Origin of the sequence: Sphingopyxis sp. HIX (genome assembly GCF_001468285.1) — a bacterium.
Taxonomy (GTDB): Bacteria; Pseudomonadota; Alphaproteobacteria; order Sphingomonadales; family Sphingomonadaceae; genus Sphingopyxis.
On the sequence record NZ_LNSB01000013.1, the window covers coordinates 36,080 to 59,333 of the forward strand.

The window sequence follows — 23,254 nt, forward strand, 5'->3', positions numbered from 1 at the left end:
GGATCAGCCCTCCGCCGCATAATGGCAAAGCACAACTTCGACCGGCACGTCGGAGCCAAGTTCGGCGAGCGCGGCCTCGGTCTCGGCCTGTTGGTCGGCGGCGACTTCGGTGACGACGAGCACGCGGTCGGGGGCATGGCCGAGCATATTGTAGAGGAAGCAGGGCGCGCCGCTGCCATAGCTGTCGGCGAAGGTCGAGCGGCTGGCCATCGCGCCGCCGAGAAGCGCCGGGCTGCGCGTGATGCACTGGACCGCGGCGATACCGCCGTTACGCTCGACCTCTTCGGCGACGCGCAGCGCCTCATAGCTATGCTCGCCCTCGCCGAGCACGAGGACGCGCTCGCCCGGCGCGGCGCGCACCGGCGCGCGGGTCGCGGCCTCGGACGCCAGCAGGCCGGTGCGGCTCGCCATGCCCGACGCCGGCGCCGCGCCGGGGGTGTTGCTGGCTGCCGCCAGTTCGGGGACGGCGGGCGGCACCGCGGCGGCGGTCCAGTCCATCCGGCCTTCAACGATCGCGCGCGCGGCGCTTGGCCGCGGCATCGCGTCCAGATAGGCGCGGTCGCTCCAGTCGGTGATGCACACGGTCTCGATGCGCTCGACCAGCGGCATCGCGGCAACCAGCGCCTCGGCCGCGGCCACGAAGGTCTTGCCGGTCGAACATTCGTCGTCGACGATCACCAGCGAACGAGCGGATGCCGCGAGCGCGCGGATCGCGGGATCGGCGATTTGGACGAGGTGCGAGGTCGCGTGACTATGCCCTTCCTCGAAGCGCGCGACGATCTCGGCGCCTTCCACGCGCTGACGCGACGATTGCAGATAGACCGCCTCGTGCCCCGGATGCCGCGCCTGCCAGGCGGCAAAAACCCCCTGCCCCAGCGCGGTCGCGGTTTCGGCCATGCCGAGGAAGGCGACGGGTTCGGGCAGGTCGGCGGCGATCCGGGCCGCCATCGCGTCCATCGCCTCGCGCATCGCCGCGGGGCGCGCGGGCAGATGGCGGCCGAGGACTTTCGAGACGATCAGGAAGCCGCGCTTGGGGTTCGCGCGCGCCGCAAAATCGCAATAGGCGTCGAGGTCGACATCCTCCGCGGTCACCAGCCCCAGCTGCCCGGTCGCAAGGTCGATGATCGTCTTCTGGGACAGCTCCTGGAGCATGGACGCGATTTTTCCTCAAAATGGTGAAATCATGATGGCGGTTTCGGCCCGGCCGGCCAGTCGACGACGAAAGCGCCCTAATCCAAGCGCTGCTGGACTTTCAGCTTCCCCCGCGGATCGGCCTCCAGCCTCGCCCCGAAGCGGCGCAGGAGTTCCGCGGGGTCGATCGCCCTGATGTTGGCGCAATCGACCTGGTTCCAGCCGTCGCGATCGATTTCGGCGACCGCGACATATTCGTCGGCAAGCTGACCGGTGGATCCACAGCGCTGCGTATGAGCGGAGACCGCGACCGAACGGATATCGCTACTGACCGAAAAGCTGTGCCCGATCAAGCGCAGGATCAGCGACGCGACATGGCCCATATACAGCGCGGCGATCTCCCTTGGCGGCATCGGCCGGGCGATCAGCGCGGCATAGCCGATATTGGCGACCCAGCGGCTCGTCGGCATTGCCTCGATCGCGGGCAGGCCGACGTCGAGGAGCAGCCGGTCGCCGCGCAATTCGAGCGCGACATTGGTCTCGTGCGCGAATTGCAGGTCGCCGAGCGCGGCGAGCAATTTTTCCTCGATGCCCGCGGTCGCGGGGCCGGTATTGGCGGCCGCGGCGCGCCACAGCATCACCGCCTCGATATGCGCCTGGTCGCTGGCATAGGCCTCGCGCGGCGGCTTGGCCGCGGCCGGCGGCGCGGCGCGCAGGACCGCCGGAACATCGTGATGCTGCGCCGTCAGCGCGTCGATCTGCGCATTGCGCGCGGCGGCATGCTGCGCCAGCAGCTCGGCGATCTCGGCCTTCATCGCGCGGCGCGCGACGGGGTAGAGCGCGGGATCGAGCGGACTGCCGCGGTCGTCGGCGAAACGGATCGCGTCGCCGTCGAGCATGGCTTCGAGCCGGTCGGGCAAAGGCATGGCAGCGGCCGTCCGGCTCAGCTGCTAACGATGATGCTGATCACCGAGCCGCGCAGCCGCTGCACGACGTTGCGGCGATTATTGTCCTCCGACAGGCCGGTGGCCGGGATATCGACGCCCGAGGCGGCGAGCATCTCGTGCACCAGCGCGACCTTGATCCCGAAATTGACATTCTCGCTGATCGCGCCGCGATCGCGCAGGTTTCCGTGCGCCAGCGACGAGGAGGTGATGCCGACGAGATTGCCGAATTCGTCGAGGATCGCGCCGCCCGACGAGCCCGAGCCGATCGGCGCGGTGAACTGGAAGCGCGCGACGTCGCCCTCCCAGCCCTTGAGCCCCGAGACATTGCCGGTCGAGACCTTGAGGTCGGTGCCGAGCAGATCCATCAGCGGATAGCCCGCGGCGAGCACTGCCTCGCCCAGCCAGATCGGCGATGCATGGCGGAGCGGCAGCGGGGTGCCCTGGACCTCGCCCTGCAGGATCGCGAGGTCGTGCATCGGGTCGACGGCGAGCATGGTCAGCGCCTGCTTGCTGCCGCCGAGTTTGAAGTCGTTGCCGCCCTCGATCACATGCGCGTTGGTGACGACGACCCCGGGCGCGACGAGCACGCCGCTGCCCGAGCCGAGCGAGGTGCCCGGCGGTGGCGGCGGGCGGTGATCGCCCCACGGATTGCCCGAACCGCCGCCGCCGCTGCTGCGCTGGCGTCCCGGGATCGCATCGACCGAGAAATTGCGTGCGCGCGCGAAGGCCTCGATGCCGAAGGTATAGCCTTCGTTGGCGACCTTCACCCGCCGGGCGCCGTTGCGCATATAGGCCTCGGCGATGATGACCGCAGCGAGCTGGTCGAAGGGCGCGGGGAAGTCGTAGCTGGTGCCGCCGAAATCGACGGTGAGCGGATAGGCGTCGTTGACGAAGCCACCGCTGCGGTCGTCGACGATGTAGAGCAAGAGCTCGGCATGGTCGCCGAGGTCGGACATCGCCGACAAGGTCCACTCGCCCGCGCCGCTTCCCTTTTCGAGCGGCTGGAAAGCGCCCTCGCGCGAGACCGCGAGTATGCCGACGCGGTCGGCGCCGCGCCCGCCGACGCGGATCGTGCACGCGCTGCTGTCGTCGACCGCGAGCCGTTCGCCGGGTTGCGCCTTGTTCATCGCCCCTCCCCCTTCATGCCGCGACGGCCTGGACGACGGTCGTGAACGACACTTCGCTGTCGATCGCGCGCCGGTCGATGGTCTCCGGGGTCAGCCGGCCGGTGAGCAAGCCCGCCCAGTCGGCGACGAGGCGGCAGCCGACCTGGTCGGCATAGACGACCCCGCCCGCGGGCCGGGCGTTGATCTCGAGCAATTTCCAGCTGTCGTCGTTCGCACGGCGGAACTGCGCGTTGACGAGGCCGTGGAGGCCGAAGCGCCGGACGATCGCCGCGACCGCGTCCTCGAGCGGGTGGCGCGAGACGATATGCTGGTGGCCGTTCGCCATCTTGGTGCGCGCGGCATATTTGAGCAGGCGGCCGTGGTCGGCCAGTATGTCGAACGAGATTTCGGGGCCGGGCAGATAGGGCATGACGACGATGTCGTCGATCGGCCCGCGCGCCTCCTGCTCGGCGAGCGCCGCGACATAGAGCTCGGCGCGGATGCGGCGGCGTTCGGGGTCCTTGAGGTGCGCCATCGGATCGACGTCCATCAGGCGCCAGAAGCCGAGGCCGTTGACCCCCTGCCGCGGCTTGACGCAGGGGCTCGACCCGTCGTCGGGCCAGCGCGCCAGCAGCTCGGCGAGCTCGCCGCTGCTCTGCGCCAGATGCGTCGGCAGGTGATGCTCCTCGCCCGCCAGCGCCTCGGCGAAGCCGTATTTGTCGTCGAGCAGCGCGAGCGTCGCCATGTCGGCGGGCAGGTGCACGCGGCACGGCAGTTCCGCCGCCGCGATCAGCTTGCGATGGCGCGTCGGGATGAAGAGGTCGATGCCCTCGCGCGCGATCGTCTCGCGCACCCACGCCAGATAGGCGTCGCGGTCGTCGGCGGGCGCATCGGCCGAACCGCCGTCGATCCAGGTCGCGGTCGGGCCTGGATAGCGCGCCGCGTGCGGCCCCACGCTGATACAGACCTCGAGCGAGGGATCGGCGGCGCGCATCAGCCCCGCGATCGGCGCGAGCGAAAAACCGCGATTGAACCAGATACGCATCATCGCGCCCGGCATGCCGGGACCGCGGTCCCGCTAAGGCCGGGCACGCGATCAGCCAAGGTTGACGCCCATACTGCCGGCGAGACCCGAAAGACCGCTTTCCCAGCCCTCGCCGATCGCCTTGACCTTGATGTCGCCCTGCGGACCGCGATACAGCTCGACGAAGATCAGCGAGGTGTTCATGCTGCCGTCTTCGGAGAGGTCGAAGCGCGCGAGTTCCTTGCCGTCGGCGTCGTTGATCACGCGCGCATAGGCGTTCGAGACCGAGCCGAAATTCTGTTTCCGCTCCTGGCCCTCGTGGATCGTGACCGCGACGACGACCTTCTTCACATCGGCGCCGAGGCGACCGAAGTCGACCTTCACCGTCTCGTCGTCGCCCGCGCCCTCGCCGGTGCGGTTGTCGCCGCCATAGACGACCGCGCCGTCGGGCGAGGACTTATTGTTGTAGAAGATGAAATGCGCGTCGCTCAGCACCTTGTCGTTGGCGCCGAGAACGAACGCCGAGGCGTCGAGGTCGAAGGCCGCGCCGTCGGTCTGGCGCACGTCCCAGCCGAGCCCCACGGTCACCGCCGACAGGCCGGGCGCTTCCTTGCTGAGCGACACATTGCCGCCCTTGCTCAATGACACTGCCATGTCCGCGTCCTTTCAAATCCTTGGGAAGGGACCGGCCGACCCTTGTCGGCCGGTCCCTTCCTATATCCGCGTCAACCGATGTTGACGCCAAAGTTGCTGGCGAGCGGGCCGAGGCCACCCTTGAAGCCCTGACCGACGGCGCGGAACTTCCATTCGCCGGCGTTGCGATAGACTTCGCCGAGGATCAGCGCGGTTTCGACCGAAGCGTCTTCCGCCAGGTCATAGCGCACGATTTCGGTGCCGGTCTTGTTGTCGACCAGGCGGATGAAGGCGTTCGAGACCTGGCCGAAGGTCTGGCCGCGCGATTCGCCGTCGTGGATGGTGACCGCGACCGCGACCTTCTCGACGTCGGCGGGGACCTTCGACAGCACGATCTTGATCTGCTCGTCGTCGCCATCGCCTTCGCCGGTGCGGTTGTCGCCCTGGTGGACCACGGCGCCGCCGATGTCCTTGTTGTTATAGAAGCAGAAGTCGCCGTCCGAGCGGACCTTGCCGTCGCCCTTCAACAGGAAGGCCGAGGCGTCGAGGTCGAAATCCTGCCCGTCGGTGGCGCGGACGTCCCAGCCGAGGCCGACCATGACCTCGTCGAGGCCGGGCGATTCCTTCGACAGGCTGACGTTGCCGCCCTTTGAAAGAGAAATTGCCATGGAGTTTCATCCTTTCCGTTGCTGGTTGGAATGGCCGGACCGTCCGGCCATCCCCCGATATTGCGTCCCCGTTATCTTCAAGCCCTTGCGGTTTCGGCCTCGCCCTCGTCCGCGCCGTCCCCGTCGGGGTTGGCGCGGTTCCAGCGCACCGAGGACCAGAAGGCGATGCCGATCAGCACCGCACCGATCAGCCCGGTGATCACCTCCGGAATATGCTGGAAGGTGTTGATGTACATGATCACCGCCAGCGCGAGGATGGCATAGAAGGCGCCATGCTCGAGGTAGCGATATTCGGACATCGTGCCCTTGCGGACGAGGAAGATCGTCATCGAACGCACGAACATCGCGCCGATGCCGAGGCCGATGGCGATGATGATCAGGTTGTTGGTGAGTGCGAACGCCCCGATCACGCCATCGAACGAGAAGCTGGCGTCGAGCACTTCGAGGTAGAGGAAGGCACCGAAGCCGGCCTTCGCCACCTGGCCGGTGGTCGGCGTCGGGGGTTCGAGCACATGGTTGACGATCTCGACCACGATGAAGGTCAGGAGGCCGCCGATCGCCGCGATGATGAAGACCAGCGCGTCGGCGTCGGACAGCATCGTCGAGGTGAGCCAGGTGCCGAGCAGGACCAGCCCGATCGCCACCGCGTCGATGTCGGCGACCTTGGCGAGCGGCCGTTCGATCGCTGCGATCCAGTCGACTTCCTTATCGGAATCGAAGAAATATTTGAGGCCGACCATGCCGAGGAAGGCGCCGCCGAAGCCCATCAGGCCGATATGCGCGTCGCTGACGATGCGCTGATATTCCTGGGGCTCGTTGAGCGCGAGCTTGAACGCCTCGATCGGGCCGAGGCCCGCCGCGACCATCACGATCACGAGCGGGAAGACGATGCGCATCCCGAACACCGCGATCGCGATACCCCAGGTGAGGAAGCGTTGCTGCCAGACCGGGTCCATGTCCTTCAAGACCGAGGCGTTGACCGCGGCATTGTCGAACGAGAGCGAGACCTCGAGCACCGAGAGCACGATACAGATCCACACGATGCCGAGCACCCCGTCGACCGTGCCGGTGAGCTCCCAGCCGTACCAAGCGCCCAATGCGAGCGCCACCACGGTGAATAGCAGCGAACCGCCAAAATGTTTGAACATCGAAATTCGTCCCCTTCCCGCCGCAGCGGTCCTTAAAAATCAGTCTTTCGAACCCGCGGCCCAGCGCAGGAAGATGCCGATGTCGTCGGCATATTCCTTCTGGTCACGGTAATAGCGCATGTGGCGCTGCATCTTCAGGCTGCCGCCCTCGTTATCGAGGATTGCGATGCCGCACAGCCGGCAATTGTCGCGCCCTTCGTCGAGGCGGACCTCGATCTCGGGCTGGCCGGGGATCGTCATGCGCACGACGCCGTCGGTCTTGTTCCAGTTGGGAACCCCGTCGTAGATCAGCGCGAACACCGCGATCCGCTTGATATGGTCGAAATATTGCCCGTTGACGCGGATCGTCTCGCCCGCCGAAACCGCGCCGGTGCGGTCGTCGCCCGACAGCTGGATGAAGGGTTCGCGGTGGAAGTCGCCGAACGCGCGGCCCAGCGCCTGGATCACGCCCTTGTAGCCGTCCTGCAGTTCGAACAGCACGCCGAGATCGAGGTCGATATTCTTGGGCCCGCCGCCAAAGAAGCCGCGCTTCTGTTCGGGCTGGCTCCAGTTGAGGTTGAGCACGATCTCGCCGAAGGTCGAGCCGGTCTTCTTGAGGCTGACGCTGGGGCTCGATTTTTCGAGCGTGATCTTCTTGAGGCTGACCGGTGCCGACGGCGCAGGCGCAGGGGCCGGAGCGGGCGCAGGCGCGGGAGCCGGGGCGGGCGCGGGCGCCGGGGCGGGAGCGGGAGCCGGCGCATCGGCCACCTCGCCACCGAAATGGCCGATCAGGCTCGCGAGGCCGCCGGCAAAGCCCGCGGCGATCGTCCCGCATTTCCAGCCCGAGCTGTGGCGGTAGAATTCGACCATCATCACCGCCTTTTCGTTGGTGAGATGCTCGGCGACGTTGAACTCGGCCTTGCCGCCGTCGATCGAGACGAGCAGCGGCCTGGCATCGGCGATCGAGCGGTCGTCGTGCGTCGCGGTGAAGACGATACGGTCGATGCTGGCGGGCAGCGCGTCGAGGTCGACCGCGAACACCGCCTTGTCCGACGAGGGCGACAGGCTGATCGCCCCCTCGGGCGTGCGCGGGTTGGAGAAGAGCACGACATAACGGTCGTCGCCGATCTTGCGCTCGGCGTTGAGCCCGAAGGCCGCGATATCCACCCCCGCGAGGCCGAAGGATACCACGACTTCGCAGCGGTTGCCGACGCCGAGATCGGCGAGGCCGCGCTTTTCACCCTTTTGCAATTGCATCGATGCCCCCCTTGCCGTCGCGGCTTCGCCGCGACGCGGATCGTTGAGTTTGACGGATCAGATCAGGCTGCGCGACTGGTCGGCGAGCTGCTGGACATGCACGCCCTGCGCGCGTTCGCCCAGCGCCTTGTAGATCCATTCGCCGCCGCTGCGCTTCAACGAGGCGAGGATCAGCCCGGTATAGCTGCCGCTCTCGCTGATGTCGTAGCGCGCGAGTTCGCGGTTGGTCGACAAGTCGATGACGCGACCGAAGGCGTTGGCGACCTTGTCGAAGGTCTGGCCGCGGAAGCTGGTGACGGTGAGCACGAGCGTCTCGACGTTCGACGGCAGGCGCGTCAGGTCGATCATGATCGTCTCGTCGTCGCCGTCGCCCTCGCCGGTGAGATTGTCACCGCTGTGGCGGATCGAGCCGTCGTCGCTGGTCAGTTTCTGGAACCACACGACGTCGACGATATTGCCGCCGCCGTCGAACACGAGGCACGAGGCGTCGAGGTCGATCTCTTCGTTGCCGCCCGCGAGCTTGGCGAAGAAACCCTTTGCCGGGGCCATGTCCCAGCCCACGCCGAGCGCGATGCGGGTGAGCCCGCTGCCGCCGGCTTCCTTCGACAGGCTGACACTCGAATTCTTGTTGAGCGAAATGGCCACTTGTCTCTCCTCCACCGACGGACATCCACGGGAGTCCGACTGATATAAACCGCCCCCCGGCCTGTCCATATCTTTGTCGGCGGTCACCGATGCGACTAATCGGCGAAATAATTCTGTAACTCATGTGGTTAAGCAGAGGTTTTGGCGGCGGGATTTACGCGCCGGCACGCGCCGTTTTAATGCCGCGCGCCCGGCTCGATCAGCTTGAGCCCCAGCGTCGAGGCGTTGAGTACCGCCTCCTCGCGCGTCCCCGCGCGCAATTTGCGCATCACATTCTTGAGGTGCCACTTCACCGTCTCGGGCGCGAGTTGCAGCGTGCGGGCGATTTCCTTGTTCGACTCGCCGGCGTTGAGCGCGCTCAATATCTCGATCTCGCGCTCGGTAAGGAAGGAGAAGGCCTCGCCCGGCGCGGCACCGTGCCCGCCCTCGAGCGCGGGGTTGCGGCGCGAGGGCTCGGCGAGGCGCAGCAGCGCGAGAAAACAGCCCGAGGCATAGGCCTCGCTGCAGAAATTCTGCACCGCGCGCACCCCGGTGACGTCGAGCACGTCGACGATCGTGCGGCGGAAGCCGACGCTGGCGGCGTGGTTGAGGAAGCGTACCGTCTCCAATTCGACCATCTTGTCGCAGCGGCCGCTGAGCTGCGGCAATATGTTGAACAGCGTTGCCGATGTGCGCAGCTCGGCATCGTCGGCGCTCGACGCGAGCTGGAGCAGCAGTGCCGCGACGCGCGTCAGCCGCGGGCGGTCCCCGGCGGCGATCGCCTCATAGGCCCGCATTTCGGCGAGCAGCGCGAAGGCGCGGCCGGGCGCCGACAGCGGATCGAGCACCGCCGCTTCCTCGTCGGCGGTGGCCACCACCGCCTCGGGATCGACCGTCTGCGGCAACCGCAGCCGCGCGCGCTCGACGACGCACAGCGCCTTGAGCGGCGCCCAGCCGCGATCGAAGGCGACAAGTTCGGCGCGGTCGATCAGCGCCGCGGCGCGATCGGCCTGCTCGGCGCCCGCCGCGGTGCGGATCGCGACGAGATAGGCGTTGAGCAACGCGTCCTGGAAACAGGCGTTGTCGAGCTGGGGGAGCGCGCGGGCCGCGAGCATGGCTGCGGTATTGAAATCCTCGCGCTCGTAGCAGCAGCGCGCCAGCGCTGCGTCGACCAGCGCCGTCGCGAGCCCCTGTTCCGCGCCCTGCGGCGCATCGCGCAGCATCCGCTCGGCTTCGCCGAGCTGCGCCTGCGCCCGCGCGGCGGCAGCCCTGGCGGTGATCGCGAGCGCCAGCGGCAGGTCGAGCGGGCGCCCGCGACCGCGCAGCAGCAGTGGCCGCACGGCGTCGTGGACCAGCCCGAACAGCCCGCGCTTCAGCGCGCCATGCGCCAGCGTCGCATGCAGCATTGATGCAGCGAAATCCGAGAGTTCGACCGGCGCGGCGAGCAACTGGTCGCAGGCCTCGACGGCCTGATCGAGCCCGTCGGCGGCGTAAGCGCGGTGGAGCAGGTCGAGTGCGGGCGCGTCGGCACCCGCGGCTTCGAAACCGCCCTCGTCCTGCCCGCCCAGCACCGCGAGCCACGCGCGCGCGCGGCCGAGGTCGAGGCTGGCGGCGATGGTCCCGGCGGGGAGCGCGGCGATCCAGTCGCCGGCCTGCTCGATATGGCCGCTTTCGATCATCGGCATCGCGGCGGCGGCAATGAGCGCGCCGGCCTGCTCGAAATCTGCGGCCGCCAGCGCCTGCTCGATCGCCTCGGCGGTCAGCCCCGCGGCGGCATAATAGCGCGCGGCTGCGCAGTGCAGTTGCGCGGCACGGCCGGGTTCGGCGCGATCGAGGCGGCGGCGCAGTGCGGCGCGAAACGCGGGGTGCAGCCGGTATGACGCACCGTCTTCGCCGGCTTCGACGAAGAGCCCCTGCCCCGCCAGATCGCGCAGCCGGTCGCTGCTACCTCCATCGCCACTTAGCAGGCGCGCGAGTTGAGCATCGAGGCGCGGCGCGACCGCGCAGCGCTGAAGTAACAGGCGCGAGGCATCGGGCAGGCCGTCGACCACCTGCGCGAGGAAGACATCGATGCGCGCGAGCAGGCCGGCAAAATCGCCTCCCTTCAGCAGTTCGGGGCACTGCGCCGCGAGCCTGAGCCCGGCGGGCCAGCCTTCGAGCAATTCATGCAGTCGAGCGGCGTCTTGAGCCTCGAGCGACGCACCCGCGGCGGAAAGGAAAGCGCTCGCCGCCGCATCGTCCAGCCCCAGCTCGGCCGAGCCGATCCGCAGCGCCATGCCGCGGCGCTCGACCGTGTCGACGGCAACCGTGGGGGCGGTACGGCCGGTCAGGACGAGATGCAGTTGCGCGGGCGGGTGGCGGAGCACGGCGTCGAGCAATTCGGTCGCGCGCGCGTCGGCGAGCCAGTCGGCGTCGTCGAGGATCAGCAGGAGCGGCCGGTCGTCGGCGTCAATCGCCTCGGCCAGTTCGGCCGCGAGGTCGGGCCCGGACCTATCCGCTCCCCCCGATTGAGGCGCGCGGCCGCACGCGAGGTGCACTGCTGCCGCGATATGCGAAGCCGCCGCCGGGCCATCGTCGTCGGCGGCGAACGAGACCCAGCCCGCGCGCCAGCCCGCGGTCTTCGCCTCGGCGAACAGTGCGGCGGCGAAAGCGGTCTTGCCGTAACCCATGGGTGCCCGCACCAGCGCGAGCTCGCGCTGCGCGAGCCGGTCCAGCCATAGGGCGGCACGGTCGAGGCCGACGAGATCGGCCGGGAAACGCGGCGGGCGATATTTGGGCGGCACCGGCGCCGCGCGGGCATGATCCCCCACGACGCGCAGATGCGCCTTGGCCTCGGTCCTCGATCCCGGTTGGATGGTCATGTCTCGCCCTCCATCTGAACCCCATGGCTATAGCCATGCGGCGCCCGCGGCAAGCGTCCCCCCCATCGCTCCCCCCGCCGCCTCGGCTATGACGCCGCCCGGCTCCGCCATAGCCTCTCCCCATCGACGGCCTCGCATCGACGGGCCGCGAGCCGTGGGAGAGACGATATGATCAACAAGGCTTTTCTGGCGACCTGCCTGTCCACCACCATGCTGGTCGGCTGGCACGCCCCCGCCCTTGCCCAGGACGCGCCGGCCGATGCGCCGGCCGACGCCGCCGCGGCGGAGGCCGACAGCGGCGGGATCGCCGAGATCGTCGTCACGGCGCAGAAGCGCGCGCAGAATCTGCAGGACGTCCCCGTCGCGGTGTCCGCCATCGGCGGCGACGCGCTCGAAAGCCGCGGGATCACCGAGACCTCCGACCTGATGGGCGCGGTGCCCAGCCTCCAGGTCACCAGCCCCTATGGCAACACCCAGCCCAATTTCGCGCTGCGCGGCATTTCGGTCGCGAACGAATTTTCGGCGTCCACGGCTTCGCCGGTCGGGGTCTATGTCGACGAAGTCTATCAGAGCTTCCGCGCCAGCCACGGCCAGCAGCTCTACGACATCGACCGCGTCGAGGTGCTGCGCGGGCCGCAAGGCACACTCTATGGCCGCAACACCACCGGCGGCGCGGTCAGCTTCTTCACCCGCAAGCCCGAGCTCGACGGCAACAACGGCTATCTGACGCTGGGGTACGGCAATTACGACACCAAGACGGTGCAGGGCGCCGCCGAATTCACGCTGGTTCCCGACGTGCTCGGCATCCGGGTCGCGGGCACCCGCTCGAAGGGCGACGGCTGGCAGTTCAACCCCGCGCAGAACCGCCATGTCGGCACCACCGACACGATCGGCGGCCGCATCGCGATCCGCTGGAAACCGACCGACCGGCTCGACATCAACCTCAAATTCTATGCCGCGAAGGACGATCCGCTCGGCGCCAACGCCTATGCGATCGGCCAGCTCGCGGGCAATCGCGACGCGCTCGGCTATTCGCGCTTCGACCCCGCGCAAAACGGCGGGCGGGCGCTGCGCCGCAACGAGGTGTCGGCGGACACCGGCGGCACCTATTATACCCGCTCGCAGGGCGCCGCGCTCAACATCAGCTACGAGGCCAGCGACACTGTGACGCTCACCTCGATCACCGGCTTCGACAAGGGCCGCTATGCGATCGACCCCAATGACTGCGACGGCTCGCCGAACGACCTCTGCGCGATCCGCTTCCGCTCGCGCAGCAAGAATTTCAACCAGGACTTCCGCCTCGCCTATTCGGACGACAGCCTCGACGTCATTGCGGGCCTCTATTACGGCAAGGACACGGTCAAGACATCGAACGAGCCCGACTTCTTCGGCGTGATCCGCCCGCTGCTGCTCGGCGCGGGGCTGCCCGGCAGCTACAACAACGCCGCGGTCGCGACGCCCGACTCGATCGGCATCGTTCCCGCCTTCGCCGCCAATCCGGCGCTCGACCCGACCAATCCCGCGAGTTGCGCGCCGGTCGCGGTCAATCCCAACGGCTTCCTCGACGCGCGCTCGCTGATCGCGCTCCTGACCGACATCCAGCTCAACAATTCGGGCGGCGGCGGCTTCGGCGGGGCGATCTCGGCCGCGTGCCGCGCCGCGGGCGCGCCGCCCTTCACCCCGATCCTGGGCTCGCAGAAATTCGACATCCAGCGGCCCTCGAAGGCGATCTACGGCGACGTCACCTGGAAAGCGACCGACGCGCTGACCATCGCGGTGGGCCTGCGCTACACGATGGACAAGGTGAAGTTCCGGAACGGCAGCACGATCCTGTACAGCCTCGACGGCACCACCCCGGTGGTGAACCTGATCCCGTACAGCAACCCCTATAATCCCAATTTGCCGACGATGAACCTCAGCAGCAAGGCGAACCGGCTGACCGGGCGCGTCAACGTCAGCTACAAGTTCGCCGACGACGTGATGGGTTATCTGCAATATAGCCGCGGCTATCGCAGCGGCAGCTACAACGGCCTCGCCTACCAAGGCACGAACCAGGTCTATTATATCAAGCCCGAGCAGGTGAACGCCTATGAAGGCGGGCTCAAGACGCGCTTCCTCGACCGCCGCGTCCAGCTCAACCTCGCGGGCTTCTATTACGACTATTCGAACCAGCAGACGACGCAGGTCGTCGGCGCGACGACCTTCACCCGCAGCGCCAACGGCCGCGTCTATGGTGGCGAGGCCGAGCTGACGGTGCAGGCGGCAGATTCGCTCCGCCTCGACGCGACGCTCGGGCTGCTCAACAGCAAGTATAAGGGCAATGTCGTCGATCCCGCCGATCCCGCGACGCAGTTCACGCGCAACGTCAACGGCAACAGCTTCCCCAACGCGCCGGAGACGACCTTCACCGCGGGTTTCGAATGGGACGTGTTCGACAGCAATGCCGGCAAGCTGACGCTGCGCGGCGACGCCAATTATATGGGCAAATATTATTTCGACTCGTTCGGCGATTACGGGCTCGATCCGTGCGACAAGCCCGGCGCGCCCGGCGCGATCCGCCCGGCGGGGACCGCCTTCACCTGCGGCAATCCGTCCTACTGGCTGCTCAACAGCCGCCTGACCTATCAGAAGGACAGCTTCTCGGTCAGCGCGTGGGTCAAGAACCTGACCAACAAATATTATTACACCTACGGGCTCAACATCGACGTGTTCGGGCTCGACTATCTGAACCGCGGCATGCCGCGCACCTATGGCGTCGAGGCGACGGTGAAATTCTGACGGGTCGCCCCCGGGGTCGGCGGGCAATCCTCCTCCCGCCCGTCGGCCCTACCCCCTTTGAGCCAAGGATCATGTCATGATGCGTTTTACGGGAAAGAGCGTGCTGATCACCGGCGCCGCGCGCGGCATCGGCCTCGCCGCGGCGCAGGAATTCGCACGCGAGGGGGCGTCGGTGACGATCACCGATATCGACCTCGATGAAGCCGAGGCGGCGGCGGCGGCGATCCGCGGCGAAGGGCTGAAGGCCGAAGCGCGGCGGCAGGACGTCGCCGACGAAGCGGCGTGGGACGCGCTGATCGCCGATATCGCCGCGCGCGACGGCGGGCTCGACATCCTCGTCAACAACGCCGGCATGGGTTTCCTGAAATCGGTCGTCGATACGGGCCTTGCCGAATGGCGGCGGCTGATGGCGGTCAACCTCGAAAGCGTGTTCCTCGGCACCCGCGCCGCGATCAAGGCGATGAAGGACAAGGGCGGCGTCATCGTCAACGTCGCCTCGATCGCGGCGAACGTCGCCGAGCCGCTCTTCCCCGCATACAACGCCAGCAAGGCCGGGGTCGCGATGTTCACCAAGGCCGCCGCGGTCGATTGCGCGCGCAAGGGCTGGCCGGTGCGCATCAACTCGCTCCACCCCGGCTATTGCGAGACCAAGCTCGTCGTCGACGCGGTCGGTGCGCTCGGCGACGAGGCCGCGGGTTTCGCCGCCGCCACCGCCGCCGCGATCCCGATGGGACGCATGGCGACGCCGTACGAGATCGCGCGGCCGCTGCTGTTCCTGGCGAGCGACGACGCGGCGTACATGTGCGGCAACGAACTGATCGTCGACGGCGGCTACACCGCGGTCTGACGCTGACAAATCAACGAAAAGGGAAGAGGACATGAGCAAGAAACCGGTCATCGTCTATGGCGCATCGGGCTACACCGGGCGCCTCGTCTGCGAATATCTGCGCGAGCTGGGCATCCCCTTCATCGCCGCGGGGCGCGACAAGAAGCGCGTGCAGGAAGTGATGGACAAGGTCCCGGGCATCGAAACCGCCGACTATGAAGTCGCCGAGGTCGAGCATGATGTCGCGGCGCTGACGAAGCTGTTCAAGGGCGCGAGCGTCGTGTGCAACATGGTCGGCCCCTTCATCAAATATGGCCCCGAGGCGGTCGAGGCGTGCCTGGCCGCGGGCTGCCATTATCTCGACACCACCGGCGAGCAGGACTGGATGATGCTGGCGCAGGAAAAATGGGGCGACGCCTTCGCGAAGAAGGGCCTGCTGCTCTCGCCCTGCGTCGCGCATATGTACACCACCGGCGAGATCGCCGCGAATATCGCGCTCGAGACGATGCCCGGGCTCGACACGCTCGACATGCTCGTGCTGTGGAAGGGTTTTCCCACTTATGCCTCGGTCCAGACGATCTTCACCATCCTCAAGGCCGACTGGTATTATCTCGAGAACAACCAATATGTGCAGTGGCCGACGCTGACGACGACCGAGTGCCAGGTCCCCGGCCAGCACGCCACCGCGCTCACCCTGCCGTGGGGCGGCACCTCGCATCCCTTGTGGTTCAAGAACGATCCGCGCGTCTCCACGGTCAAGGTCTATGGCGGCGTCTTCGCGCGCGAGGTGATGGACAATGTGGTCAATATGACCAAGATGATCGACACCGACATCAAGCCGCTGCCGTTCAAGGAACAGGAGGCGGCGCTCGCCAAGATGGCCGAATCGGTGCAGGGCGACATGCCGCCGCGCGAGAATCCGCGGCTCAACACCAGCATCGATTCGGTCTATGCCTCGGGTCCGCTCGGCCGCGTCCATGTGCTGCTTCACGGCAATTGCAACTATAAGCAGACCGGGCTGATGCAGGCCTGGGCCGCCGCCAACCTGCTCCAGCAGGCGCCGCGCCGTACCGGCTTCGCTTCGGCGTGCCAGGCCTTCGGGCATCGCGAGATCCTCGGCACCTTGCGCCAGTTCGGGCTGGTGCTGAAACCGATCGTCACGGTCAACGACTGAGGAGGTGGGACCAATGCGGTTGGTCGACTGGCTCGACAAAGGGGCGTCGCTCGGCGCCGACGCGCCCTGCCTGACGATGGACGGGCAGAGCCTGTCCTATGCCGAGGTTCAGGCGCTGACGCACCGCGTCGCGCGCGGCCTCGACGCGTCGGGCATCCTGCCCGGCCAGCATGTCGCGATCCTGTCGGGCAACGACCCCACCGCCTTCGCCTGCGTCTTCGCCATCTCGCGCGCCGCCGCGGTCTGGTGCCCGATCAACCCGCGCAACGAGGCGGCCGAAAACGCCTATGTGCTCGACAATTTCGACTGCACCGCGCTGATCTTTCATTCGAAGTTCGCCGACCTCGTCGACGAACTGCGCGGCCAATTGCCCAAGTTGAAGCTGCTCGTCTGCCTCGACGCCGAACAGGATTTCGCGCCGTCGCTGGCCGAGTGGCTGGCGGGCGTCGACGCCAGTCCCTTCGCGGCGGCGCCCGTCAGCGACCTCGCGATGCTGCCCGGCACCGGCGGCACCACGGGCCACCCCAAGGGGGTGATGCTGACCAATCGCAACCTCGAGGCGATGACCGCGCTGACGCTGATGGGTTATCCCTTCGCGGGGCGCCCCGTCTATCTCGCGATGGCGCCGCTCACCCATGCGGCAGGCGTGCTCACCTTCCCGATCATGGCGCACGGCGGCGAGGTCGTGATCATGCCCTATCCCGACATCGGCGAATTTCTCGCGCTCGCCTCGCGCCACGGCGCGACGCACAGCTTCCTGCCGCCGACCTTGATCTACATGCTGCTCGACCACCCGGCGCTGCCCGCGACCGATCTCTCTTCCATGCTTTGCTTCTGGTACGGCGCCGCGCCGATCTCGCCCGCGCGGCTCGAGGAAGCGATCGCCAAGCTCGGCCCGGTGATGGCGCAGCTCTTCGGTCAGACCGAGGCGCCGATGATGATCTCGATGATGGCGCCGAAGGACCATCTGAACCCCGACGGTTCGGTCGCGCGCCACCGCCTGTCCTCTGCGGGCAAGCCCGGTCCGCTCGTCCGCGTCGCGATCCTCGACAGCGAGGGCCGCGAACTGCCGCAGGGCGAGCGCGGCGAGATCGTCGTGCGCGGCAGCCTGGTCATGGACGGCTATTACAAGAACCCCACAGCCACCGCCGAAGCCACCGTGGACGGCTGGCACCGCACCGGCGACATCGGCTATCTCGACCCCGACAATTTCCTGTTCATCGTCGACCGCGCCAAGGACATGATCATCACCGGCGGCTTCAACGTCTATTCGGCCGAGGTCGAGGCGGCGCTGCTCGCGCACCCCGCGGTGCAGGACGGCGCGGTGTTCGGCCTGCCCGACGACAAATGGGGCGAGCGCGTCTGCGCCGTGGTCCAGCTGCGCGCCGGGCAGGACGCCGACCCGCAGGAGATCATCGCCTCGGTGAAGGCCGCGATCGGCAGCGTCAAGGCGCCCAAGGAGCTCGAAATCTGGCCCGACCTGCCGCGCTCGAAGGTCGGCAAGGTGCTCAAGAAGGATATTCGCGCCGCGAAGCTGGCGGCGGCGAACGACGCCTGAAGCGCGTCACTCCTCCTCGGGTTTCGCGCGCCGCCGCTCCCAGAAGCTCTCGACGAACCCCAGCACGGTCAGCATCACAAAGCTGATCACGCTTGCGATCGCCACCAGCGGCCATTGCGCCGCACCGCACGCGACCCCGATCACCGCCGCGAGCCACAGATGCGCCGCGGTGGTGAGGTTCTTCACCTCGCCCTTGCTGAACACGATCAGTCCCGCCCCGATGATCCCGATGAAGGCGCCCGTCGCCTCGAAGATACGCAGCGGGTCGGCGCGGTCGCCGCCGATCTGGCCATAGAGCGAAATCATCGACACCGTCATCGCCGCCGCGGCGAAGCAGATCAGCCCATGCGTGCGAAACCCCGCCTCGTGCCCGCGCACCTCGCGGTCGAGCCCGAGCAGCAAACCCAACACGGCGGCGACCCCGAGCCGCGACAGGAGGTCCAGATCGATCCAGTGGACGAGTATCGGCGCGTTGAGTTCCATCGCCGGGGATAGCGCGGCAGAAGGCGAAGGGTTCCGCGCGGGCGGTGCCGATATGACCGACCTTGACAGGATTGTCGAACGAGCCGAGGCGCACGCGTTCGGGTGGGCGTCAAAGGACGGCCGTGGCCTTGAGGAGGCGCGACGCGCGATGCACGTTTGTTCAAGGCTTTGGCGCACCCGCCGGATAATGCCTTCATCGGCGCCGCGTCTGCCGCAATAATGGGAATAATCCGGTGATCGATCCGTGGACGATATTCGTGGCCGCTGGTGCAGGCTTGCTTGGCGGCGCAATGAACGCGCTAGCGGGTGGCGGCACTTTCGCGACGCTGCCCGCGCTGATCGCGCTCGGGCTGCCGGCGAATATCGCCAACGCCACCTCGAATGTCGCCCTCCTCCCCGGCGCGGGGACGAGCGCCTGGGCCTATCGGAACGAACTCGGGCCGGTTGCCGGCCTGTCGGTCCGGTTGCTCGCGGCACTGACCTTCGTCTTCGGGCTGGTCGGCAGCCTGCTCCTCGTGCTCACGCCGACCGAGACCTTCGACATCCTCATTCCATGGTTGCTGCTCTTTGCCTTCGTCATGATGGCTTTCGGCAAGCGCGCAGCCGACTGGCTGCATGCGCGGGTCACGATCGGGCGGCCGACGCTGGTCGCGGTACAGGCGCTGCTCGGCATCTATGGCGGCTATTTCGGCGGCGGCGTGGGGCTCATCACCACGGCGCTCTACGGGCTGCTCGCCAATATCCAGCCGCGCGAGCTGTTCGCGATCCGCACCGCAATGCTGGCGGTCGCGAACCTCGCCGCGGCGCTGGTTTTCATCGGTTTCGCGATGGTCTGGTGGTGGGCGTGCCTGCCCATGCTGCTGGGCTCGATCGTCGGCGGCTGGCTGGGGGCAATCGTCGGCAAGCGGCTCACCCACCGCGTCGTCCGCGTCTGGACGCTGCTGATCACCGGCGCCACCACCATCGTCTTTTTCCTGCGCGCCTACGGCGGTTGAGCGGCCCGGCTGGCCAGGGTCAGGACGGCCCGGCCACCGTGCCGATGAACGCGCGGCGGCCCAGCATCAGGCGGTTGGCGCGCGATCGTAGACCAGACGGAAGCCGACATTGCTGGTGCCGAGGCCGGGGTCGCGGCCCTGCCGCGAGGCCGGGCGGTAACGCTGGCAATAGTTTGGTGCGCAGAGATAGCTGCCGCCCTTCACGGTGCGCGACGGCATCCCGGGGTTGAGCGGGTCATAGGCCGAGCCTTCGTCGGGGCCTTTCGGATTGTCCTGGTCGTCGGGGTTGTGCCCCGGCTTGAAGAAATCCGACGTCACTTCCCAGACATTGCCGACCATGTCGTAGAGGCCGTTCGCGTTGGGCTGGTAGCAGCCGACCGGCGCGACACCCTTGAACCCGTCGCTCTCGGCATTGTAGTTCGGGAAGGCGCCCTGCCAGCTGTTCGCCTCTTCGGGCTGGACATTTTTCGACCGCTTGCCGGCGCTCGCCGCATATTCCCACTCGGCCTCGGTCGGGATGCGTCCTCCCGCCCATTTGGCATAAGCGGCCATATCGTCCCATGCGAGATGGACGACGGGCTCGTTCGCCACCTGATCGGGTCCCGTCGGCCCATGGGGCTTTTTCCAATTCGCGCCAGGGACATATTTCCACCAGTCGGCGTAATTATTCGACGGGAAATCGGGCGGTGTGAATACCGCCGACCCCGCCTTCAGCATGTCGGCCGGGATCTGTTCGACGGGAACCTGGAACTGCTTCGGATCGACGGGCTTTTCGGCGACGGTGACATAGCCGGTCGCCTTGACGAAGGCCGCGAACTGCCGGTTGGTCACCTCGTGCGGGTCGATCCAGAAGCCCGCGACCGTCGTTTTGCGCACCGGCCCTTCCTCGTCATAGACATCGTCCTCGCCCATTTCGAACGTCCCGCCGGCAAGCTTGACCGGCGTGTCGGCAATCGCCGGGCATTTGCGTTGCGTCGCGGCAGCGGCGACCTGCTTGCCGTCGCCCGCCGCGCCGTCGCCGCAGGCGGAAAGAGCAAGGAGCGAGGCGGTCAGCGTCAGCGCGCCGAGGGATGCGGAAGGCTTGAAGGACATGAAGATCACCAGCGAATGATTTGTGGGAACCAGGCGAACCCAAGCTGAACGGACAGGTCTTGCCGGTCAATGGGCGGAAGCGGTCGTGGCCGGCACTATTGTACGCGCTCGGGAAGCTCCCGCCGCTACAGCAAAGCAGGCGAGCAGCACCACGGGTTGAGCGGTTGCAGGCGAATTGCACCTTGCAGACCCATACCATCGATATGCTTGAAAGATATCTGGTAGCGGAGGAGGGACTCGAACCCCCGACACGCGGATTATGATTCCGCTGCTCTAACCTGCTGAGCTACTCCGCCCCGAAAGGCCGCCCCTGCGGGCGAGCAGCGCCTATAGGCAGGCGGCGGGGTCTGGTCAATATCATCTGCGCGGCCCCCGGAAATTGCGGGCGAAGGCGCTTTCCCACGGGCCGCCGCGGTAGTGATGCGCGGCGAGTCCCGCGACGATCAGCGGGCGCGGGCGGAAATCGCGGGCGAGGTCGGCCTGCAAGGCATGCGCGGCCTTCGCCGTCACCTTGTTCTGGACGGTGATGTGGAGTTTGGGCGTGCCGCGGTCCTGCGCGGTGAGCATGCCGGCAAAATGGTCGGCGATGCGCGCACGGATTTCGAGCAGTTCGGGACTGTCGATGCGGAAGGCGGTGCCGTTCCCCAGCGAATAAACCTCGGCCAGCCGCGCCGCGGGCGGGGGCGTGTCGGCGGCGATGGCGCGGATCAGGCCTTCGAGCTCGGCGAGCGCCGAGGGCGGGAGCTGGTGGAAGAGCGTGATATGCGCGGCGAGATGATTACGCTCGGGCGGGAAATTTGCGGTGCGGAGCGTGTCGAAGAGATGCTGGTCGGCCGCACCCATCGTCGCAGTCACGATGATGGGCGCGGCGCCAGAGACCCGGTCGGGAGGGGGGATGACCGGATCGCCTGTCACGAGCAAAGATGGGCGCGGCAAGCGGGAGGGGGATGGCCGTCGTCCATGGGACACTCTGTCTCGCTCGCCACCCAAATGGCTAATCCCGCGGAAAATCGCCAATCGAAAAAGTGCATGACAATAATCGTATAAGGCGATGACATATTATTATCCGGGCCTTAGCCGCTGTTCCAATGCGCTTTCAGCGCCGCGGCGACCGCATCGGGGCGCTCGGCGATGGCCCAATGGCCGGCCTTTTCGATCACCGTCAGCGGCGTGCCGGTGTTCGCGGCATAGCGCTGCGCGACCGACAGATCGACATAGGGATCGCCCTCGCCCCAGATCAGTGCACCCTTCGCGGGGAGCTTCGCGATGTCGAGCGCCCAGTCGTGCGCGAAGCTCAGCCCCTTGGCCGAGCGGTAGAGCTTGAGGATCGCGCGGCGCTTGTCCTTGTTCGCCCATTGCGCCGCTTCCTCCTCTGCGATGTCGGCGGGCATGCCGGCGGCGGCGAGCCCCTCGGCGAGCTTGGCGGGCTTGCTCAGCGCCATGAACAGCTCGCCGAGGATCGGCGTGTTCCAGATGCGCGCGAGGCGGTGGCCGCGATAGTCGGGCTCGATCACCGCGTTCGAAATCGCCCAGCTGCGGATGAGGTCGGGGCGCAGCATCGCGACGCGCTGTGCGATCAGCGCGCCCCAGTCGTGGCCGACGATATCGATCGGCCCGTGCCGCGCGACCAAGGCCTCGGCCTGCCCCACCGCCCAGCCGGCATAGGCCTCCTTGGTTGCGGCAAAGCCCGCGGGGAGCGGGCCGGTGAAGCCGGGCAGCGCCGGAACCGCGACGGGCGTGTCGCCGAGCCCCAGCGCGGCAAGCAGGGGCTGCCAGATCAGCGGGCTGTCGGGGACGCCGTGGAGAAAGAGTTTCGCGGTGGTCATGGCGCTATCCCTTCGGCAGATGGACGATCCAGCTTTGCGCGGTCGGCTCGATCCGTCCCTCGCGATAGCCGCCCGCGAGCAAGGCGGTGTTCGCATCGGCGCGGACCAGCGTCATATAATTCCACTGGCCGCCGAGATCGTAATCGAGCCGCCGACCGGCGCCGGTCGCGATGTCGAAAATCTCGGGCGCGCTATCGCCCGCCGCGACGAGGACGCGGCCCCCGGGAAGCAGCAGCAGCCCGTCGCCGATCTTGAAGCGCGGATCGGCGAGATGGCCCGCGGGGACGAAGCGGCCCGCCGCGACGTCGTAGCGCTCGACCGAGCGGAGCTTGCCGCCATAGTCGCGGATGTCCGAGCCGCCGACAACGAGCACGTCGCCGTTCGCGAGGCGCACCGCGCCATGCTTGTAGCGGCCCTCGGCGAGATTCCCTGCCGCGGCGAAGCGCCCGGTTGCGGGGTCGAAGATCTCGGCACTGGCGAGGGCGCGGCGCGGTTCGCGGTCGGGGCGACCGCCGCCGACGATCAGGATACGGCCGTCGGTCAGCAGGGTGCCGGTCGCGCCGCTGCGCGCGGCAGCGAGCGATCCGGTGCGGGTCAGCTTGCCCGTCGCGGGATCGAAGATTTCGGCGTCGGTGCGGACGTCGCTGCCATCATAGCCGCCGGCGATCAGGATACGGCCGTCGGCGAGCGCGGCGACGGTCGGCGCGTTGCGCGGCGCGGCCAAGGCGGGACCGGCGACCGAGCGCCCGGTGGCGGGATCGAAGATTTCGGTCGCGGCGCTCACGCGGCCGTTCACCCAGCCGCCGAGGATCAGCACCCGGCCATCGGCGAGCGCGGCCGCCGAGGGCTGGATGCGCGGCGCGAGCAGGCGCCCGGTCGCTATGACCGCCATGCCCGGCGCTTCGATGATGTCGACGGTGGCGCTGGCGGGGCCGGCTTCGCAGCCCGCTTCGACGCAGCCGCCGATGGCGAGCAAGGTGCCGCCGCCCGCCGCGATCAGCTGGTGCGTCGCGCGCGGCGCGCCGAGGCCGGGGCCCTGCTCGAAACGGACGTCGCTCGCCGCCTTCTCGGCCGCGCCGCCGCCGCTCATGCAGGCAGCGAGCGCAAACGCCGCGGCGGATAGTCCCAACAGGCGTCGCATCGG

Annotated in this window: 19 protein-coding genes, 1 tRNA gene and 1 pseudogene; 5 read left to right on the plus strand and 16 right to left on the minus strand. The window is 67.8% G+C overall.

Annotated elements, in window-relative coordinates; genetic code table 11:
- Nucleotides 1-3 precede the first annotated feature (3 nt).
- The 10 genes and pseudogenes from ATE62_RS08215 to ATE62_RS08260 all read right to left on the minus strand — a co-directional run bounded on the left by ATE62_RS08215 (nucleotide 4) and on the right by ATE62_RS08260 (nucleotide 11,378).
- A complete protein-coding gene (locus ATE62_RS08215) occupies nucleotides 4-1,152 on the minus strand; it encodes a phosphoribosyltransferase domain-containing protein (RefSeq protein ID WP_058806313.1) in 1,149 nt (382 codons plus the stop codon).
- Nucleotides 1,153-1,229: 77 nt separating this feature from the next.
- Nucleotides 1,230-2,057, minus strand: a complete 828-nt coding sequence (locus tag ATE62_RS08220) for a hypothetical protein (protein WP_058806314.1) — start codon at nucleotides 2,055-2,057, stop codon at nucleotides 1,230-1,232.
- 17 nt (nucleotides 2,058-2,074) lie between these two features.
- Entirely contained in the window at nucleotides 2,075-3,205 is a 1,131-nt protein-coding gene (locus ATE62_RS08225; protein WP_058806315.1) for a S1C family serine protease, read from the minus strand.
- 13 nt (nucleotides 3,206-3,218) lie between these two features.
- Entirely contained in the window at nucleotides 3,219-4,244 is a 1,026-nt protein-coding gene (locus ATE62_RS08230) for an ATP-grasp domain-containing protein (protein ID WP_231736198.1), read from the minus strand.
- Between the two features lie 36 nt (nucleotides 4,245-4,280).
- Nucleotides 4,281-4,862 (minus strand): TerD family protein, encoded by a 582-nt coding sequence (locus tag ATE62_RS08235; protein ID WP_058806316.1) that lies wholly within the window; start codon nucleotides 4,860-4,862, stop codon nucleotides 4,281-4,283.
- 71 nt (nucleotides 4,863-4,933) lie between these two features.
- Entirely contained in the window at nucleotides 4,934-5,509 is a 576-nt protein-coding gene (locus ATE62_RS08240) for a TerD family protein (protein ID WP_058806317.1), read from the minus strand.
- Nucleotides 5,510-5,586: 77 nt separating this feature from the next.
- The gene (locus ATE62_RS08245; protein ID WP_058806318.1) at nucleotides 5,587-6,657 is read right to left on the minus strand and encodes a DUF475 domain-containing protein; all 1,071 of its coding nucleotides are present in this window, start codon (nucleotides 6,655-6,657) and stop codon (nucleotides 5,587-5,589) included.
- Nucleotides 6,658-6,696: 39 nt separating this feature from the next.
- Nucleotides 6,697-7,896: pseudogene (locus tag ATE62_RS08250) on the minus strand (TerD family protein); the annotation flags it as partial.
- A 54-nt stretch (nucleotides 7,897-7,950) separates the two neighbouring features.
- Nucleotides 7,951-8,538, minus strand: coding sequence for a TerD family protein (locus ATE62_RS08255; RefSeq protein WP_058806320.1), 588 nt, complete (start codon nucleotides 8,536-8,538; stop codon nucleotides 7,951-7,953).
- A 176-nt stretch (nucleotides 8,539-8,714) separates the two neighbouring features.
- Entirely contained in the window at nucleotides 8,715-11,378 is a 2,664-nt protein-coding gene (locus tag ATE62_RS08260) for a LuxR C-terminal-related transcriptional regulator (protein ID WP_058806321.1), read from the minus strand.
- Between the two features lie 168 nt (nucleotides 11,379-11,546).
- Here ATE62_RS08260 and ATE62_RS08265 point away from each other — a divergent pair, with 168 nt between their 5' ends.
- The 4 genes from ATE62_RS08265 to ATE62_RS08280 all read left to right on the plus strand — a co-directional run bounded on the left by ATE62_RS08265 (nucleotide 11,547) and on the right by ATE62_RS08280 (nucleotide 17,714).
- Entirely contained in the window at nucleotides 11,547-14,156 is a 2,610-nt protein-coding gene (locus tag ATE62_RS08265; protein WP_231736200.1) for a TonB-dependent receptor, read from the plus strand.
- Nucleotides 14,157-14,232: 76 nt separating this feature from the next.
- Nucleotides 14,233-15,003 (plus strand): SDR family NAD(P)-dependent oxidoreductase, encoded by a 771-nt coding sequence (locus tag ATE62_RS08270; RefSeq protein WP_058806322.1) that lies wholly within the window; start codon nucleotides 14,233-14,235, stop codon nucleotides 15,001-15,003.
- A 31-nt stretch (nucleotides 15,004-15,034) separates the two neighbouring features.
- Nucleotides 15,035-16,156: a DUF5938 domain-containing protein gene (locus ATE62_RS08275; protein WP_058806323.1), complete on the plus strand. Its 1,122-nt coding sequence runs from the start codon at nucleotides 15,035-15,037 to the stop codon at nucleotides 16,154-16,156.
- A gap of 13 nt (nucleotides 16,157-16,169) precedes the next feature.
- Nucleotides 16,170-17,714, plus strand: a complete 1,545-nt coding sequence (locus tag ATE62_RS08280; RefSeq protein WP_058806324.1) for an AMP-binding protein — start codon at nucleotides 16,170-16,172, stop codon at nucleotides 17,712-17,714.
- A gap of 6 nt (nucleotides 17,715-17,720) precedes the next feature.
- On the opposite strand, the gene ATE62_RS08285 is transcribed toward ATE62_RS08280, so the two are convergent.
- Entirely contained in the window at nucleotides 17,721-18,197 is a 477-nt protein-coding gene (locus ATE62_RS08285) for an MgtC/SapB family protein (protein ID WP_058806325.1), read from the minus strand.
- 257 nt (nucleotides 18,198-18,454) lie between these two features.
- On the opposite strand from ATE62_RS08285, the gene ATE62_RS08290 reads away from it, so the two are divergent.
- Entirely contained in the window at nucleotides 18,455-19,192 is a 738-nt protein-coding gene (locus tag ATE62_RS08290) for a sulfite exporter TauE/SafE family protein (RefSeq protein WP_269433339.1), read from the plus strand.
- A 66-nt stretch (nucleotides 19,193-19,258) separates the two neighbouring features.
- Here the strand turns inward: ATE62_RS08290 and ATE62_RS08295 are convergent, their stop codons facing one another.
- The 5 genes from ATE62_RS08295 to ATE62_RS08315 all read right to left on the minus strand — a co-directional run bounded on the left by ATE62_RS08295 (nucleotide 19,259) and on the right by ATE62_RS08315 (nucleotide 23,251).
- Complete coding sequence (locus tag ATE62_RS08295; protein ID WP_082662684.1) at nucleotides 19,259-20,284, minus strand: formylglycine-generating enzyme family protein; 1,026 nt, start codon at nucleotides 20,282-20,284, stop codon at nucleotides 19,259-19,261.
- Between the two features lie 219 nt (nucleotides 20,285-20,503).
- Nucleotides 20,504-20,580, minus strand: a tRNA-Met gene (locus ATE62_RS08300).
- A 61-nt stretch (nucleotides 20,581-20,641) separates the two neighbouring features.
- A complete protein-coding gene (locus tag ATE62_RS08305) occupies nucleotides 20,642-21,127 on the minus strand; it encodes a 2'-5' RNA ligase family protein (protein ID WP_058806328.1) in 486 nt (161 codons plus the stop codon).
- A gap of 230 nt (nucleotides 21,128-21,357) precedes the next feature.
- A complete protein-coding gene (locus tag ATE62_RS08310; protein ID WP_058806329.1) occupies nucleotides 21,358-22,110 on the minus strand; it encodes an alpha/beta fold hydrolase in 753 nt (250 codons plus the stop codon).
- A gap of 4 nt (nucleotides 22,111-22,114) precedes the next feature.
- Nucleotides 22,115-23,251, minus strand: a complete 1,137-nt coding sequence (locus tag ATE62_RS08315) for a Kelch repeat-containing protein (protein ID WP_156420386.1) — start codon at nucleotides 23,249-23,251, stop codon at nucleotides 22,115-22,117.
- Nucleotides 23,252-23,254: the final 3 nt, after the last annotated feature.